15 protein-coding genes are annotated in these 17,078 nt (G+C 71.9%); 4 read left to right on the top strand and 11 right to left on the bottom strand.

Annotation, left to right across the window (positions count from 1 at the left end):
* Nucleotides 1-123: 123 nt before the first annotated feature.
* The gene (locus BLV05_RS17215; protein WP_046772112.1) at nt 124-1,860 is read left to right on the top strand and encodes a CehA/McbA family metallohydrolase domain-containing protein; all 1,737 of its coding nucleotides are present in this window, start codon (nt 124-126) and stop codon (nt 1,858-1,860) included.
* Between the two features lie 56 nt (nt 1,861-1,916).
* Here the strand turns inward: BLV05_RS17215 and BLV05_RS17210 are convergent, their stop codons facing one another.
* Both BLV05_RS17210 and BLV05_RS17205 read right to left on the bottom strand, forming a co-directional pair.
* The gene (locus BLV05_RS17210) at nt 1,917-3,152 is read right to left on the bottom strand and encodes an asparaginase (RefSeq protein ID WP_046772113.1); all 1,236 of its coding nucleotides are present in this window, start codon (nt 3,150-3,152) and stop codon (nt 1,917-1,919) included.
* A gap of 89 nt (nt 3,153-3,241) precedes the next feature.
* Nucleotides 3,242-3,544 carry a hypothetical protein gene (locus tag BLV05_RS17205; protein WP_046772114.1) on the bottom strand — a complete coding sequence of 101 codons (303 nt, stop codon included), beginning with the start codon at nt 3,542-3,544 and terminating at the stop codon, nt 3,242-3,244.
* Nucleotides 3,545-3,696: 152 nt separating this feature from the next.
* On the opposite strand from BLV05_RS17205, the gene BLV05_RS17200 reads away from it, so the two are divergent.
* Nucleotides 3,697-4,122: an MmcQ/YjbR family DNA-binding protein gene (locus BLV05_RS17200; protein WP_082155739.1), complete on the top strand. Its 426-nt coding sequence runs from the start codon at nt 3,697-3,699 to the stop codon at nt 4,120-4,122.
* On the opposite strand, the gene BLV05_RS17195 is transcribed toward BLV05_RS17200, so the two are convergent.
* The 9 genes from BLV05_RS17195 to BLV05_RS17155 form a co-directional block, all read right to left on the bottom strand.
* Nucleotides 4,071-5,408: an FAD-binding oxidoreductase gene (locus tag BLV05_RS17195; RefSeq protein ID WP_046772115.1), complete on the bottom strand. Its 1,338-nt coding sequence runs from the start codon at nt 5,406-5,408 to the stop codon at nt 4,071-4,073. The two genes, BLV05_RS17200 and BLV05_RS17195, sit on opposite strands and share 52 nt — an antisense overlap.
* Before the next feature lies 1 nt (nt 5,409).
* Complete coding sequence (locus tag BLV05_RS17190; RefSeq protein ID WP_046772116.1) at nt 5,410-6,078, bottom strand: GntR family transcriptional regulator; 669 nt, start codon at nt 6,076-6,078, stop codon at nt 5,410-5,412.
* A 97-nt stretch (nt 6,079-6,175) separates the two neighbouring features.
* Nucleotides 6,176-7,462 carry an ABC transporter substrate-binding protein gene (locus BLV05_RS17185; RefSeq protein WP_046772117.1) on the bottom strand — a complete coding sequence of 429 codons (1,287 nt, stop codon included), beginning with the start codon at nt 7,460-7,462 and terminating at the stop codon, nt 6,176-6,178.
* Nucleotides 7,463-7,487: 25 nt separating this feature from the next.
* Nucleotides 7,488-8,654, bottom strand: a complete 1,167-nt coding sequence (locus tag BLV05_RS17180; RefSeq protein WP_082155740.1) for a branched-chain amino acid ABC transporter permease — start codon at nt 8,652-8,654, stop codon at nt 7,488-7,490.
* The gene (locus BLV05_RS17175) at nt 8,651-9,547 is read right to left on the bottom strand and encodes a branched-chain amino acid ABC transporter permease (RefSeq protein WP_046772118.1); all 897 of its coding nucleotides are present in this window, start codon (nt 9,545-9,547) and stop codon (nt 8,651-8,653) included. Before BLV05_RS17175 ends, BLV05_RS17180 begins: the two co-directional genes overlap by 4 nt.
* The gene (locus tag BLV05_RS17170) at nt 9,535-11,439 is read right to left on the bottom strand and encodes an AMP-dependent synthetase/ligase (RefSeq protein WP_046772119.1); all 1,905 of its coding nucleotides are present in this window, start codon (nt 11,437-11,439) and stop codon (nt 9,535-9,537) included. The genes BLV05_RS17175 and BLV05_RS17170 overlap by 13 nt, the downstream gene beginning before the upstream one ends.
* Entirely contained in the window at nt 11,436-12,221 is a 786-nt protein-coding gene (locus BLV05_RS17165; RefSeq protein ID WP_046772120.1) for an ABC transporter ATP-binding protein, read from the bottom strand. The genes BLV05_RS17170 and BLV05_RS17165 overlap by 4 nt, the downstream gene beginning before the upstream one ends.
* Nucleotides 12,218-13,003 carry an ABC transporter ATP-binding protein gene (locus BLV05_RS17160; RefSeq protein WP_046772121.1) on the bottom strand — a complete coding sequence of 262 codons (786 nt, stop codon included), beginning with the start codon at nt 13,001-13,003 and terminating at the stop codon, nt 12,218-12,220. The genes BLV05_RS17165 and BLV05_RS17160 overlap by 4 nt, the downstream gene beginning before the upstream one ends.
* A gap of 176 nt (nt 13,004-13,179) precedes the next feature.
* Nucleotides 13,180-15,291, bottom strand: coding sequence for an MMPL family transporter (locus BLV05_RS17155; RefSeq protein WP_046772122.1), 2,112 nt, complete (start codon nt 15,289-15,291; stop codon nt 13,180-13,182).
* A 238-nt stretch (nt 15,292-15,529) separates the two neighbouring features.
* Between BLV05_RS17155 and BLV05_RS17150 the strand changes: the two genes are divergently transcribed.
* Both BLV05_RS17150 and BLV05_RS17145 read left to right on the top strand, forming a co-directional pair.
* Nucleotides 15,530-16,426, top strand: coding sequence for an alpha/beta fold hydrolase (locus BLV05_RS17150; protein WP_082155741.1), 897 nt, complete (start codon nt 15,530-15,532; stop codon nt 16,424-16,426).
* Entirely contained in the window at nt 16,423-17,073 is a 651-nt protein-coding gene (locus BLV05_RS17145) for a class I SAM-dependent methyltransferase (protein WP_046772123.1), read from the top strand. Before BLV05_RS17150 ends, BLV05_RS17145 begins: the two co-directional genes overlap by 4 nt.
* Nucleotides 17,074-17,078: the final 5 nt, after the last annotated feature.

The raw sequence follows: 17,078 nt of genomic DNA, 5'->3' as shown, positions 1-17,078 counted from the left end.
TCCCCGGGGCGGCGGTCCGTAGGCCGCCGACAATTCGCCCCATTCGCCCCGAGTTGTCGCCTCAGTGTCACTTGCTGGAGGGATAGTCCCGCCATCAGTCAATCCGGGCAGGGAGGGTGACCCATGTGTCACACCGATGACCACGCGCACGAGCACGACGCGTTCCATCACCACCCGCATGACCTCAGCGACCCGGTCGACGCCGACACCACGGCCGCGCTCGACCTCACCATCGGCGACGGCGAGCTCTCGCCCGCCCAGCTGTCCCGCCGCGGCCTGTTCCGGTCGGCCGGCGTCATCGGCGGCGCCACCGCACTCGGCATGGCCGGGGTCACGCCCGCCATGGCCTCCGGCGACGACGAGCGGTCCGGCTCCAGCGGCGGCTCGGTGCGCACGTGGCTGGCCGGCGACCACCACATCCACACCCAGCACAGCTCCGACGCCATGTACCGCGTCATCGACCAGGTCCAGCACGGCGCCGCCTACGGCCTCGACTGGATGGTCATCACCGACCACGGCGGCGCCACGCACGCGCGCATCGGCGTCGAGCTGGTCAACCCCGACATCCGGGCGGCCCGCGAGCTGCTCCCCGACACCCTCGTCTTCCAGGGCCTCGAGTGGAACATCCCGTCCGCCGAGCACGGCACCGTGTTCGTCGCGCCGGGCCGCAACGAGGTCGCGGTCCTCAAGCAGTTCGAGACCGACTACGACGGCTCGGTCAACGGCACGTCGCCCAGCAGCCCGGCCAACGAGGCGCAGGCGCTGGCCGGCATCACCTGGCTGGGCCGCCAGGTCGACCGCCGCCGGGTCGACGACGCGCTGTTCCTGGCCAACCACCCGGCCCGGCAGGGCATCGACAGCCCGCACGAGATCCGCGCCTGGCGCGACGCCGACCCCCGCATCGCCATCGGGTTCGAGGGCGCGCCCGGCCACCAGGCCGCCGGCCTGCCCGCGGGCGTGGGCGCCGGCTCGGCCCGCGGCTTCTACGCCGGCGGACCCAACGCCAACTCGTTCCCCGGCTACCCGCTCGAGAGCTACCGCACGTGGGGCGGCTTCGACTGGATGACGTCCACGGTCGGCGGGCTCTGGGACAGCCTGCTGGCCGAGGGCAAGCCATGGTCCATCAGCGCCAACTCCGACTCCCACACCAACTGGGGCGACACCAGCCGGCGGCCCGACGGCTCCACGGCCGAGCAGTTCAACCGCGACGGCCGCTACAACGCTCCGGTCTACAGCGGCGGGGTCAACCTCACCGCGGGCGACTACTGGCCCGGCCTGTACTCCCGCACCCACGTCGGCGCGTCGAAGCGCGACTACCTCGCCGTCATGCGAGGCCTGCGCGACGGCCGCGTCTGGGTCGACCACGGGCGACTGGTCAAGGAGCTCGACGTCACGGTCCGCATCCGCGGCGACCGCGGCTCGGCCGTCCCGCTCGGTTCCACGCTGCGGGCCCGCCGCGGCACCCGGGTCGAGCTGGTCGTGCGCATCACCGCGCAGGACGTCCCCAACTGGTCGCAGTTCGTGCCGACGCTCAACCGCGTCGACCTCATCCGCGGCGCGGTCGACCCCGGCCACGCCGACGACCAGCGCGACACGTTCGTCGCGCCCGACACCACGGTCGTCCAGCAGTGGGACACCTCGGGCCGGACCGGCAGCTACGAGATCGTCCACGACCTCGGCCGGGTCGAGGACCCGTTCTACGTCCGGCTGCGCGGCACCGACGGCAACCGCTCGCAGCCCGGGTTCCTCGGCGCCGCCATCGATCCCGAGGGCCCGGCCCTCGACGTCGTCGGCAACGCCGACCCGTGGATCGACCTCTGGTTCTACACCAACCCCATCTGGGTGGCGCCGACGCGCTGAGCGCACCGCATCGGCCCGGTCCCGCCGCGTTCGGGCGGGACCGGGCCGTTCGGTTCTTACGACGTCGACAGCGACGGCAGCGCCGACGTGATGTCGGCCGGCATGCTGGCCCACTCGACGAAGTCGGCGCGCACGTCGTTGACGCCGTCGTTGAAGGCCAGCGCCATCATCAGCAGGATCCGCGCGTGCGGCGCGTTGAGCGAGTCGGCAGGGAAGACCGCGCCGCTGCCGCCGTACACGCTGCCCGACCCGGTCCGGGTGGTCGACGCGAACATCACGCCCGCCTGCACGGCCCGGTTGCGGGCCTGGCTCGCCGCGCCGGAGATGCCGCCGGCGCCCGTCCCCGCGGTCACGACCCCTTCGACACCGGCCGCCGCCCACGCGTCGATCGCCTCGCCGCCGGCCTCCTGGGCGTTGTAGAAGATCTCCACCCGCGGCAGGTCGGCCTTCTCGATCGTCGTCAGGTCGAACGGCGTGCGCCAGTTGCGCAGCGCGTTCGCCGTCGTCACCACGCTCCCCCGGGTCTCGAACACCCGCAGCGCCCGGGCCGGCATCCGCATGATCTGCACCTTCAGGTCGTCGACGTAGCCGAGGACGCCGAGCTCCGGCGTCTGGAAGGTGTCCATCCGGTAGGCCGACGTCTTCGTGACGTCGCGCACGGCGTGGATCTCGTCGTTGAGCATGAGGACGGTCCCGAACCACGAGGTCTTGCCGCTGGCCGCCGTCACGATCGCGTTGAACAGGTTGGCCTGCGCGTCGGACCCGATGACCGTCCACGGCCGCATGGCGCCGGTGATGACGACCGGCTTCGGGCTGCGCACCGTCAGGTCGAGGAAGTAGCCGATCTCCTCCATCGTGTCCGTCCCGGTCGTCACCACCACCGCGTCGGACGTCCGCAGCGCGTTGTCGACGGCCAGCGACAGGTCGTACAGCTCGGCGATCGTGTACGCGCCAGAGCCCTTGTTGCCGAACTGCAGGCTGTTGACGTTCGCCACCTCGTCGAGGTTGGGCACCTCGGCGAGCATGTCCTCCATCAGCAGCGTGCCGGCGCGGTAGCGCTGGAAGCTGGTCGGGGTGTCCGACTGGCCGGCCATCGTCCCGCCGGTGGCGACGACGGTGACGGTCGGCAGGTCGTCGGCGGCGGCGCGGACGACCGACTTCGGCACGGTCTGCGCGGGCTGCGCCGGGGCGCCGTCCGCGCCGGGCAGGAACACGAGCATCAAGGCGACGGCGGCCGCGACCGCCAGCGGGACACGACCACGCATCGCCGCGACGTTCCGGTGGAACGACATCTGAGGGCACCTCCGGCTCACAGGACCAGGGACGCCCATAAAGAATCAATGATCCGTTACCGGGAGGAACCGCCAGATTTTCGGCCGCGTTACGGCTGCCGCGAGCCCGCCCGGGTGTGCCGCTGGCCCGCCATCCGCCGCGGCTGGCGGACCTGCGTGGCGGCGAGGCGGACATCCTGGGCGGCGGCGCAGAGCGGGCCGATCAGCCCGGCCGACAGCTCCTCCACCCAGAGCAGCAGGTCGACGTCGGCGGGCCGGGCCGGATCGCCGGGCTCCAGTGAGTCCTGGTACCAGCGGACCACCGACGGCATCAGCGCCCGCAGCGCCGCACGGCGGTCGGCCACCCGCAGCGCGTCGAGTGCCTGGTCGAGCTCGGCGACGAGATCCCTCATGTCATGCCCCCTCGCGCGGCGCCGGCTCCGGTGCACCGTTGCGCCGGGCCGGGCCGCCCTCGTCTGGATACCCCACGACCGGTGCCGCAGTCCGCCCCGGACCGGACCAGTCCGGCCGCGCGGACGCCGCGCGAACCTGCTTCGATGGGGGCATGGCCGTGCCGATCGCCGACTTCCTCGCCATCATCGAGCGGCTGCCCGGTGCCTCAGGCACCGACTCCGAGCGGTGGACGACGTTCCGGGTCGGCGGCCGGACGTTCGGCTACCTCTGGCCGGCCACGTCGACCGTCGGACTGAAGCAGACCATCGCCGAGCAGCTCGCCCTGGTGGCCGAGCGGCCGGACGTTTTCGAAATCCAGTTCACCGCCGGCGCGTTCGGCTGGGTGGTCGTGTACCTCGACGGCATCGAGCGCGACGAGCTGGTGGAGCTGACCTTCGAGGCCTGGCGTCTGACGGCGCCCGAGGACCTCGTCCAGCGGCAGGGCGATCGGCTGCCGTTCCCCGACCGGCCCAGGGAGCAGGGCGGTCAGGCGGGCCGGACCGACTGGGCGGTGCGGAACACGTCGCCGGGGTCGTAGCGGCGCTTGACCTCGCGGAGCCGGCCGGCGTTGTCGCCGTAGTAGGCGCGTTCCCAGTCCGCGAGGCCGAGGTCGGCGAAGTTCGCGTAGACGCCGCCGTTGCCGTACGGGCGGAGGGTGTCGCGCATGGCCACCACCCAGTCGCGGGCCTCGACGTCGGCGTCCGGCGTGAGCGCGAGGTGGTGGACCGCGTAGCGGGCCCGGCGGTGCGGGAACGCGGTCGCGTCGGGCGCGATGTCGTACTCGCCGCCGCCCCACGGCATGAACCCGATCTCGCGCTCCGGCGGGCCGGACGCGAACCGCGTCAGCAGGGCGTCGACGGCCTCGGCCGGCAGCGCGTCGTCGAAGAACTCCGAGGTCGCGTACAGGTGCCGGGACGCGTCGTCGTCGACGCCGACCGCGCCGGCCAGCTGCCGGGCGGACTCGAGGTAGGACAGCTCGGCCAGCTCGACGCGGGCCGGCGCCGGCAGGCCGCGGCACAGCCGGGCCAGCAGCTCGAGCGTCTCGGCATCGGTCCCGGCCAGCGCGCCGTGCAGCCGCACTTCGCCGGGGTAGACGCCGACCTCGGCGCACAGCCGGGCGGGCGCATCGATCATGCGGCCGAACCAGGCGCCGAGCAGCTCCGGCGCCACCTCGAGCGGCCACGCGTACTGGAAGTTCGTCATCCGCGGCGCCGGGAGGGTCCGGAAGACCATCGAGGTGACGACGCCGAAGCCGCCGGTCCCGCCGCCGCGCAGCGCCCAGAACAGGTCCGGCTCGGTGTGCTCGTCGGCGACGACCACCGCGCCGTCCGCCGTCACGACCTCGGCCCGGACGAGCTGGTCGCAGGTCAGCCCGTGCTGACGGCTGAGCATCCCCCAGCCGCCGCCGAGCGTGAGGCCGCTGACGCCGACCGTCGGGCACGTGCCGGTCGGCAGCGCGCGCCCGTGCGCGCCGAGCGCCTCGACCAGCCCGGCCAGCCGGACCCCGCCGCCGACGACGACGCGGTCGCCGTCCACCTCGACCGCGTCCATCGGCGACACGTCGATGACCAGACCCGCCGTCGACGACAGCCCGGCCGCGCAGTGCCCACCGGAGCGGACCGCGACCGGCAGCGCGTGCCGGCGGGCGAAGCTGACCGCGGCGGCCACGTCGGCGGCGTCGCGGCACCGGACCACGGCGGCCGGCGCCGGCACGCCGTCGTGGGCGGTGAACGGCCGCGCCCGGACGATGTCGTCGAAGCCCGGGTCGCCCGGCAGGAGCAGCGCGCCGCCGACGTCGTCGCGCAGGATCGTCCAGTCCACCACGTCATGTCCCCTCGCCTGCCGGCTCGTTCCTGGCCGGCAGGCTATGCCAGATGTCGAAGGCGACGGCGGCCGCCTCGCCGGCTTCGCGAGCGGCGCAGAGCCGGATCAGCTGCTCGTGCCGGGCGACCGACGCCGCACCGTCCAGCGAGGCGAACCGCAGCCGCTCCGCCCGCCGCAGCACCGGCGTGAACTGCTCGAGGACGGCGGCCAGCGCGCGGTTCCCGGCCGCGGCCACGAGAACGCCGTGCAGCTCGTCGTCAGCTCGCACGGCCGTGTCGACGTCACCGGCCTCGACCGCCGCGCGGAACCGCTCGTTGGCCGCGCGCATCGTGTCGAGCTCGGCCGGCGTCAGCACGGGGACCGCCTCGCGCACGGCCACCTCGTGCATCGCCGCGACCACATCGCGCGCGTCGCGCAGGTCGCGCACGTCCAGCGGGCTCACCATCGTCGAGCGCCCAGGCTGCGCGATGACCAGCCCGGCCTCGCTCAGCCGCAGGAGCGCCTCGCGGACGGGGGTGCGGCTCACGCCCAGCCAGGCCGCCAGCTCGACGTCGCGCAGCTGCTCCCCCGGCGCGAACACCCCGTCGACGATGGCGTCGCGCAGCCGTCCATAGACGTCGTCGCGCAGCAGGCGGCGGTCGATCGTGGACGCGTTCCGCGGGATGGGCATGCAATATACTGCGCGCACTCCCCGGGACCGGGCAAGGCCCCAGTCGCGGCCGGCGGCCTCCCCCTGCTCGGCGACTACGACGTCACCGTCCCCCGCGTCAGCCGGAGCAGGCCGCCGCGTATTCGTAGCTGTCGGCGCTGGGACCGGTCACCTCCGTCGCGACCGACGACAGACCCAGCGGAGCCTCCGGGTCGGGCTTGTTGATGACGGCGGTCCGGTTGACGTTCTCGTTCGGGTCGCCGCCCAGCGTCGTCGCCGGAAGAGCGCCCTCGAAGTCGACCTCGAGGCCGTCGGTGACCGCCCTGAGCCCCTCGCGCGTCAAGTCGTCCTCCTCCACCGCGGCCTCGAGAGCGGCCCGGATGGGGTACGACCAGATCCAGCCGTAGATGTAGCCCTGGTTGGCCGGCAGCTCGTCGCCGAGCGACTCGCGGATGGCCGCGTGCGCCTCGGTGTCGGCGTCGAGGTCCTCCCACGGCGCGACGTTCGTGTAGAGGGCCTGGAGGGCGGGGGCCGCCGGCGTGTCGAGCAGGGCCGGGTTCCACGTCGGGACCGAGCCGAGGAACTGCCCGGTGAAGCCGTTCGCGGCGGAACCGCCGACGATCTCGGCGGTCTCGGCCGGCCCGACGGCCAGTACGACCACGTCGGCGCCGGACTGGAGCACCTGCCCGATGGCGGCGTCCTGCGAGCCGACCGTCGCGTTCGGCGCCGTCTCGACGAAGCCGGCGAACTCGGCGCCGGCTGCCGACGTCCACGCCTCCACCCCCGCGGCGGAGTCGCCACCGTAGTCGCCGGGATACCCCACGGCCAGCACGGACGTGGGCGGTGCCACGTTCTCGGAGAACCAGTCGAGCCCGATCTGCGACTCGAGGCAGTAGGAGTAGCCCGACTCGAGGATGAGGCCGTTGTCGTTGTCCTCGAAGTTCCAGCCCGACCACCAGGACGCCGGCGCGCCGATGACGTCGTCGGAGTCCATGTCACCGAGGATCGCCTCGGTGGTCTCGGTCCCCAGCGTCTGGGCGAGCGCCAGGATCTCGGGCTCGATCTCCCGGTACGCGGCGCTGTGCTCCTGCGGGTCGTATCGGGTGTCGCGGGTGAACTCGGTGATGTCGACGTCGTATCCGCCGATGCCGCCCTCCTCGTTCACCCGCTGCCAGAACGCCTCCTGGCCGTCGGTGATCGGGACCGCCAGCGCCGCGAACGGGCCCTCCGTCAGGTCGGACAGGACGCCCAGGTAGATGCACCCGTTGTCGGCGTTGACCGCGTCCGGACACGGGTCGTCCGAGACGCCCGGGCCGGTCTCGGCGTCGTCGGACGCACATCCGCCGGCCGCCAGCACCAGCCCTCCACATGCGGCGGCGATCCAGCCGCTTCTGAAGCTCCTCATCGAGCTCTCCCTCCAGGTTGGTGGATCAGTACGAGAACGGCCACGCCTTCCAGTAATTGCGCACCCGCACCCACAGGCCGTAGAGCCCGCGCGGCTCGAGGGCGAGGAACACGACGATCAACGCGCCGAAGATCATGGTCTGGAGCTGGAACACCGACAGGAAGCCCTCGCCGGCGCTGCCGGAGATGAACGGCAGGTAGGCGGAGAGCTCGTCGACCAGCCGGGGCAGCAGGACGACGAAGGCGGCGCCCATGATCGATCCGGTGATGGTCGCGACGCCGCCGATCAGGACGACGGCCAGGAAGTCGATGGAGAGGAACAGGTCCCAGGTGTTCGGGCTGATCCGGCCGACGACGACTGACAGCAGGGCACCGGCGATGCCGGCGTAGAACGACGAGACGGTGAACGCCAGCGTCTTGGTCCGCAGCAGTGACACGCCCATCACCTCGGCGGCGATGTCGCGGTCTCGGACGGCGGCGAACGCCCGGCCCCACTTCGACCGGGTGAGGTTGCGTGCGGCCACGGCCAGCACCAGCAGCACCACGAGGCAGAGGACGTAATAGACCATGTCACGGTTGATCCGCGTCCCGAACAGCACGAACCGCGTCGTCAGGTCGACGCCGAACAGCACCGGCTCGGCGGGGGCGCGCCCGATGCCCGCGCCGCCGGTGATCGCGTCCGCCTCGTTGAAGATGTGCTGCCCGATGAACACCAGTCCCAGCGTGAGGATCGCCAGGTACAGGCCGCGGACCCGGGCGGCGAGCGGCGCGACCGCGAGGCCCACGAGGGCCGGGACGATGCCGGCCAGGGGCAGCCAGATCGCCATGTCCAGCCCGAGTCCCACCTCCGACCCGGTCGCTTCGCCGCCGAAGACCGCGGCCGTGTAGGCGCCCAGCCCGAGGAAGAACGCGTGCCCGAGCGAGACCTGGCCGGCGTACCCCGTCACGAGGTTCAGCCCGATGCCACCGATCGCGTAGACGAACACCGTGGTGAGCAGGCTGGTCACGTCGCGGGTCAGGTAGAAGGGCAACGCCAGGACGACCACCAACAGTGCCAGCGTCCACACCCGCTTGGCCGGGGTGTTCCAGATCGCCTGGTCGGCGGCATAGCTGGTGTAGAGGGCCGGCCGCCCGCGCACCGAGCCGGAGCGGCCGAGCCCGCGGCGTCGCGCACCATCGGTGGTCAGGCTCATACGCGCTGCACCTCCGGCGTGCCGAACAGTCCGTACGGCCTGATCATCAGCACCACGATCATGATCACGTACGGCACGACCACGTCGAAGTTCGCGCCGAGGAACGGCGCGTACTCGGGCTGGTAGGTGCGGGTCAGCGATTCGGCGACGCCGATCAGCAGGCCCGCGTAGACCGAACCCTTGATCGAGTCGAGGCCACCGAGGATGATCACCGGCAGCGCCTTCAGCGCGACCAGCGCCGTCGTGGCCTCGATGCCCCCGGACGCGGTGCCGATGAGCATGCCGGCCAGAGCCGCCATGGCGCCCGCGATGGCCCACGACAGCCCGAAGATCCGGCCCACGTCGACGCCTTGCGCCAGAGCGACCTCCTGGTCCAGCGCCGTCGCCCGCATGGCCAGGCCGAGCCGCGACCGCGCCAGGAACAGCCCCACGACGCCGATCGCGGCCAGCGAGATGACGAACTTGGCGATGTCGACCTGGGCGACGGAGACGCCGAGGACGGTGGTCCGGGAGAGACCCCACGGATCGCCGACGGTCAGCACCTGCGTTCCGATCAGCCGGAACGCCACGATGAGCAGGACGATGAAGACCCCGACGGTGACCATGGCCGCGGCGAACGGCGGCTCGCCCACCATCGGGCGAAGCGCCACCCGCTCGCAGAGTGCGCCGACCGCGGCGACCGCCACCATCGCCAGCAGCACTGCCACCGGGAACGGCAGCCCGGCCCGCGTCGCGAACAGTGACGTGAAGTAGCCGCCCAGGATCATCAGCGCCGGTTGCGCGAAATTGATCACCTTGGTGGCCCGGTAGATGATCACGAACCCGACGGCGAGTAGCGCATAGGTGCTGCCGATGCCCAGCCCGCGCACCACCGAGGCGATCAGTTCGTCCACGTGTGGACCTCCGCCAGATCGCCGCCGGGGAAGTCCGTGCGGTTGGCGTACATGTCCTCGACGAGGTCGGCGAAGCGCTCGTGCAGCGTTGCCCGCTTGACCTTCTGCGTCGCCGTGAGCTCGCCGTCGTCGTGATCGAGCTCCTTCGGGATGACCCGGAACTTGCGGATCTGCTCCACCCGGGCGACCTTGGCGTTGGCCCGCTTGATCACGTCCTGGACCAGGGTGAGGACCTCTTCCTTCTCCGCCAGGTCCCGGTAGGTGGTGTGAGGGATGCGGGCGCGCTGGGCCCAGTCGCCGACGGTGTCCGGCTCGATGCCGATCAGCGCGGTGAGGTAGGCCCGCCGGTCGCCGACGACCACGGCCTCCTTGATGTACGGCGACGTCTTGAGCGCGTTCTCCAGCTCCGACGGTGCGATGTTCTTGCCGCCGGCGGTGATGATGACGTCCTTGATCCGGTCGACGATCTTGAGGTGGCTCCCGTCGACCCACGTGCCCACGTCACCGGTGTGCAGCCAGCCGTCGCCGTCGACCACGTCCGCGGTCGCGCCGGGCTTGCGCCAGTAGCCGGCGAAGTTGCCCGGGTGGCGGGTCAGGATCTCGTTCGTGCGCTCGTCCAGGCGCAGCTCGGTGCCGGCGTGTGGCTCGCCGACCGTGCCCAGCTTGACGCGGCCGCGGCGGTTCGACGTCGCCACGGCGGCGTTCTCGGTCATCCCGTACGCCTCGCAGATGACCACGCCGATGCCGAAGAAGAACCGCAGCACGTCCGGCGAGATGGGCGCGGCTCCGGAACTGGCCGCCCGCACCTTGCGCAGGCCGATGCGGTCGCGCAGGGCCCGGAACAGCAGCGGGTAGCCCAGCGCGTAGAGCAGCCGCGTCCGCGCGGTGTGGTTGCCCTCCGTGCGGACCAGCTCGTCGCCGATGCGCGCGGCCAGCCGCATCGCGAAGCGGTACGTCCCGCGCTTGAGCCGCGAGGCGGCGTTCATCCGGACCTCGACGCCGGCGTAGATCTTCTCCCAGATGCGCGGGACGCCGAAGAACAGTGTCGGCTGGACCTCCCGCAGGTTCGCCTGCACGGTGTCGATCGACTCGGCGAAGTGGATGGTGGTGCCGGCGGCCGCGTTGCCCCATTCCGTGGCGGCTCGCTCGACGACGTGGCACAGCGGCAGGTAGGAGAGCACGACGTCGTCCTCCGTGGGCGCCGGGTCGTAGAGCCCGCCGCCGAGGATCAGCGTCCGGGTCGCGAAGTCGACGTTGCGGACGGTGAGCATCGCGCCCTTGGGCGGACCCGTGGTGCCGGAGGTGTACATGAGGGTGACGACGTCGTCCGCCTGCGCCGCCGCACCGGCCCGGGCCAGCAGCTCCGGCTGCGCGGCGGCGTGGTCGCGCCCGCGGTCCAGGAACTCCGTCCAGCCCAGCAGCTTCGGGTGGTCGTACGCGCGCACGCCGCGCGGCTCGAGGTAGACGATCCACCGCAGGTCGGGACACTGCGCCTCGACCTCGAGGGCCTTGTCGACCTGCTCCTGGTCCTCCGCCACGAGCACCGTCGCGCCGGAGTCGCGCAGCAGATAGGCGATCTCCGGCGCGGGGTTGGTGGAGTACAGGCCGACGGTGATCGCGCGGATGGCCACGGCGCCGACGTCGACGTAGAGCCACTCCGGCCGGTTCTCCGATTGGATCGCCACCCGGTCGCCGGGCTCGACGCCGAGCGCCGCCAGCGCGTGGCCGGCCAGCCGGCAGTTCGCCCAGTACTCGCGCCACGAGATGTCCTGCCAGATGCCGAGGCGCTTCTCCCGCAGGCACACGCGGTCCGGGTGCTGGGCGGCGCGCTCGGCGATGCGGGCCGGGATCGTGTCCCAGTCGCGCAGCCTCGCCGGTTCGGTCGTCGTCATGGTGGCGCACCCAGGTACGCCTCGATCACCGCCGGGTCCCGCTGGACCCCCGCCGGCTCGCCCAGCGCGATGCGCTGCCCGAAGTCGAGGACCAGCACGCGGTCGGCGATGTCCATCACCAGACCCATGTCGTGCTCGACCATCACCATGGTGACGCCGAGCTCGGTGCGGATGTCGAGGATGAACCGGGCCATGTCCTCGGTCTCCTCGAGGTTCATGCCGGCCACCGGTTCGTCGAGGAGCAGCAGCCGCGGTTCCATGGCCAGCGCGCGGCCCAGTTCGACCCGCTTCTTCAGCCCGTACGGCAGCATCCCCACCAGGCTGCGGCGGATCGACTCGATCTCGAGGAAGTCGATGATCTCCTCGACCACCCGGCGGTTCGTCAGCTCCGCCCGCCTGGCCTTGCCGGCGTACACGAGCCCGGCGAGTGGTCCGTAGTCGAGGTGCTGGTGGCGCCCGAGCATCAGGTTGTCGAGCACGGTGAGGTTCTCGAACAGCTCGATGTTCTGGAACGTGCGCGCGATTCCGAGCCGGGCGACGGCGTCCGGCCGCCGGCCGCGCAGGTCCTCGCCGTCGAAGCGGATCGAGCCCTGCTGCGGCCGGTAGACCCCGGACAGGCAGTTGAAGATCGACGTCTTGCCGGCGCCGTTGGGCCCGATGATCGCGAACAGCTCGCCCGGTGCGACGGCGAAGTCCACGGCGTCGACGGCCGTCATCCCGCCGAAGCGCAGCGTGAGGCCGGACACCTCCAGCAGGGGCCGAGCGGTCGCGGGTGCGCTCATGACAACCACCGCTTGCGCCGCTTGTAGTGCTTGACGGCGCGGAACGAGGCGGCGCCCTCCTCGCGCAGGCCGAGATAGAACTCGCGGATGTCCTCGTCGTCAAGCAGCGCCGCGGCCGGCTTGTCCATGACGATCTTGCCGTTCTCGAGCACGTAGCCGTGCGTGGCGATGGACAGCGCCATGGCGGCGTTCTGCTCGACGAGCAGGATCGACGTGCCCTGCTGGTTGATCTCGACGATGAGGTCGCGGATGCGTTGCACCATCAGCGGCGCGAGGCCGAGGCTGGGCTCGTCGAGCAGCAGGTACGCGGGCTCGGTCATCAGTGCCCGGCCGATGGCCAGCATCTGCTGCTCGCCGCCGGAGAGGTACCCGGCCAGCTGGATGCGCCGGTCGGCGAGCACGGGGAACAGGGTGAACACGCGGTCCAGCCCGGCCCGCAGCGCTCCGCCCGGGGCGGTGTGCGCGCCGATGCGCAGGTTCTCCTCGACGGTGAACTCGGCGAACACCCGCCGGCCCTCCATCACTTGGCCGACGCCCGCGGCCACCACCCGCGGCGCGTCCAGGTGGTCGATCGCCGCGCCGTCGAGGCGCACCGAGCCCTTCGTGATGGAGCCGCGATGCACGCCGAGGAGCCCGGTGATGGCCCGCAGCACCGTCGTCTTGCCCGCGCCGTTCGCGCCGAGGAGAGCGACGACCTGGCCGCGCGGGACCTCGAGCGTGACACCCTTGAGGACGAGGACGACGTCCTCGTAGACGACTTCGAGGTTCTCGACTGCGAGCACCGGTCGCTCTCACCTCCGTCCACGTCAGCTGCGCGTTCAGCGCGGCCGGCGGACTGTATGCGAGTTCTTACTCGCCGGTAAGAGCAGGTGTCAACCGATGTTGCAGACCCGTTGTGGACCGGCCGCTCCCGCTTCCCCGCGCAGAGCCGCGTGGGGAAGCGGGAGCCGGCCTGGTCTCAGGGACGTGCTTCGGTGAGGGTGCGCTCTCCTGGAGGCGCCTGAGTCTCGTCGGAGTCCTCCACCTTCGCGAGCTTGCTGGGCCACCACATGTGCCGGCCGATGTCGAGGTTGAGCGCGGTGACCAGCACCGCCCGCACGATGAGCGTGTCGAGCAGGACGCCGAACGCCACCACGAACCCGATCTCGGCCAGGAACACCAGCGGCATCGCCAGGAACACCGCGAACGTCCCCGCCAGCACCGCGCCCGCCGACGTGATGACGCCGCCGGTCGCGGCCAGGCCGATCAGGGCACCGCGCCGGGTGCCGACCTTGATGGCCTCCTCACGCACCCGGGTCATCAGGAAGATGTTGTAGTCGATGCCCAAGGCGACGAGGAACACGAACGCGAACAGCGGGAACGACGAGTCGGTGCCCGCGAAGCCGAACACGTTCTCGAACACGAACCCGCTCACCCCGAGCGCCGCGGCGAACGACAGGATCACCGTGCCGATCAGCACCAGTGGCGCGGTCAGCGAGCGGAGCAGGAGGACCAGGATCAGCAGCACCACCGCGAGCACCAGCGGGATGACGACGACGTTGTCGCGCGCCGACGCCTCCTGCAGATCGACGTTGATGGCGGCTGAACCGCCGACGACCGCGTCGCTGCCCTCGATGCCGTGCACCGCGGAACGGATGTCGTCGATGGCGTCGCCCGCCTCGTCGCTGTAGGGCTGGAGCGTGAGGGTGCCCTCGACGTAGGCCCGGTCGCCGACGACGACCGGCTCGCTGACGGAGCCGATGGCCGCGTTGTCCTCCAGGGCCGACGACACGGCGTCGATCTGGTCCGCGTTCGCGATCACCGTGACCGGGTCGCCGGCGCCGACGTCGAAGTGCTCACCGAGAACCTGCTCCGCCTGCGCGAAGTCGGGCTCGCTGGTGAAGCCCTCCTCCAAGGTGAGGCCGTTGGCGTTGAGCTGGGTGATGCCCAGCGCCAACGCACCGAGGATCACGCTGGTGGTCACCCAGACCAGCCGGGGCCGGGGGCGGATCGAGTTGCCGACCTTGGCCCAGAAGCCGCGGGTCGTGGGCTCGTCGCTGCCGACGTGCGGCCGCCGCGGCCAGAAGATCCAGCGCCCGAAGATCACCAGGACGGCAGGGAACAGCGTCAGCATCGCCGCCATGCCGACGGCGACACCGACAGCGAGGACGGGGCCCATGCCGGCCGTCGAGTTCATCTCGGCGACCACCAGGCAGAGCATGCCGAGCACGACGGTGCCGGCGCTGGCCATGACGGCCGGGCCGGCCCGGTGCAGGGCGACGCTCATCGCCTCGTGCCGGTCGTCGTGCCGGCGCAGCTCCTCGCGGTAGCGGGCGACGAGCAGCAGCGCGTAGTCGATGCTGGCCGCGAGGACGAGGATCGCGAGGATGCTCGCGCTCTGCGCGTTGACGGTCAGATCGGCGTACCTGGCGAGCAGATAGACCACGCCCTGCGCGCACGTCACCGCGACTCCGGCGCAGAGCAACGGCAGGATCCACAGGATCGGGCTGCGGTAGGTCAGCAGCAGGATCACGATCACGACGGCGACCGCGGCGATCAGGAGATTGCCGTCCAGATCGCTGAACGACTCGGCCTGGTCGGCCACCATCGCGAGCGGCCCGGCGACCTCCACCTGCAGGTCACCGGCTTCGCCCGTGGCCTGATCGCGCACCTCTTCCAGCAGGTCCGGCGCCGCCTCCCAGTCGTCGCCCATGTTGAGGGGGACGATCAGTTCGAGCGCCTCGCCGTCCTCGGACGGAATGGGGCCCTGGACCTCGCCGTCGAGGGCCTCGAAGTTCTGGAACTCTTCGGCGTCGGCCATCGCCTTGGCCATGTCGGCGTCGGTGACGCCGCCGTCGCGGACGTAGACGACGACCGCGGGGACGGCATCGGTGGAGGCGAAGTCGGCCTGTTCCTTGAACGCGGCGGTCGACTCGGCGCTGCTCGGCAGCCATTCGACGGTGTCGTTCTCTTCGACGTCGGTCAGCTGACCGGCGAGGCTCCCGCCGACGGCGGCGAGCACCAGCCAGACGGCGAGCACGACCCATTTGCCGAAGCGCCCGGTCAGGCGCCCGGTGAGTGAGCGTGTCATGATCTTCCCCCCTTGAGGTCCGAGTGTCGGTCGTTGGAGTCAGACCGGCGGTAGTGCCAAAACTCATCGTGGTCGCCAGGACGGTATCGCGCCCCACCGACAGTGTCTTCAGGGTTTTTCACTGACAACGGCCTCAGGGATCGGCTCGGCAGCCGGCGGCAAGCCGGATGACAGTGGCGCGACAGGCGGGGCGGGGACCTTGGTGGCAGCCGTTTCGAGCGAGCACCGCCGAGGAGACATGATGCTGCGACCAGAGCTGGGCCGGGTGGAGCGCGATGGTGTGGGGATCGCGTACGAGCAGGTGGGGCAGGGTGCGCCCGCCTTGCTCTTCCTGCCGGCGTGGATGATCGCCGGCAGCGGGCTGTGGGCGGCCCAGCGTGACGTGCTGGGCGATCGGTTCCGCTGCCTGTCGTTCGATGCCAGGGGCAGCGGCCGGTCGGACCGGCCGGCCGAACCGGAGCGCTATCAGGTCAGCGAGCTGGTGGCCGACGCGCTCGCGGTGCTGGACGCGGCCGGAGCCGGCCGGGCCGTGCTCGTCGGCAACTCCCTGGGCGGGCTGGTCGCCTACCTGACCGCCGCGCTGCATCCGGACCGGGTCGCCGGGCTGGTGCTGATCTCCGCGGGGGTCGATCTCACCGGTGACGAGCGCGCTCCCCTGGTGCGCGCCATCGCGACCTTCGACGAGGAGCTACCGGACGACGACGGGTGGGCGCGCTACAACCGGCACGCCTGGCGGCGCGACTACCCCGGCTTCGCCCGGTGGTTCGTCGACACGGCTCTGGGCGACGAAGCCACCGCCGAGGCTCGCGAGGACGGTGTCCGGATGGCGCTGGACGCCACCCCGGAGGTGCTCGCCGCCGGTGTCACCGCGCGCTCGGGCCGGTCGGCCGCCGGCCAGGCCGCCAAGCTGCGCGGACTGGCGGGGCAGGTCACCTGCCCGGTCCTGGTGATCCACGGCGACCGGGACGCCGTCGTGCCGGCCGCCTGGTCGGCCGTGCTCGCCGGGGCGCTGGACGCCGTCCTCAGTCCGTTGCCGGGAGCGGGGCACTGCCCGCAGGTCACCCGGGCCGCCGAGGTGAACGCGCTGATCAGCGAGTTCGCCACCGGCATCGAGACCGAGGGAGCGGCAGCATGAGCGAGCCGGACACGAGCACCGGGCACCGCCTGAGCAACCCGATCCGGGGGCGCCTGAACGCCGCCACGCTGCGCGCCGTCGACCGCTACGCCCACCTGCTCGTCGGCGCGCGGAAGCGGGTCCTGTTCGCGGACCTGCCCGACCAGGTCGTGGAGATCGGCCCCGGGACCGGCGCCAACCTGCGCTACTACCGGCCCGGCACCCGGCTCGTGGCCATCGAGCCGAACGTCCACATGCACGGCCCGCTGCGGGCCGCCGCCCGTCGCCACGTCATCGACCTGGAGCTCCGCGCCGGGAGCGCCGAACGGATCGCGCTGCCTGACGCCTGCGTCGACGCCGTGGTGAGCACGCTGGTGCTGTGCACCGTGCCCGACCCGGTCGCGGCCGTGGAGGAGGCGTGGCGGGTGCTGCGCCCCGGCGGGCGGCTGCTGTTCCTCGAGCACGTACGGGCTGACGGCGGCTACGGGCGCCTGCAACGGCTGGCCGCCAGGCCCTGGCACTGGCTCTTCGAGGGCTGCGACGTCCGCCGCGACACCGAGCGCGCCATCCGCGACGCCGGCTTCACGTCCGTGGAGCTACAGCGCTACAGCATGCGATCGGCGTTCCTGCCGATCAACCCCCAGATCGCCGGCACGGCCATTCGCTAGCGGCT

It is taken from the genome of Jiangella alkaliphila (assembly GCF_900105925.1).
Taxonomy (GTDB): Bacteria; Actinomycetota; Actinomycetes; order Jiangellales; family Jiangellaceae; genus Jiangella; species Jiangella alkaliphila.
The sequence above is the reverse complement of the archived record's forward strand: the minus strand, read 5'-3'. Positions and strand labels throughout refer to the sequence as shown.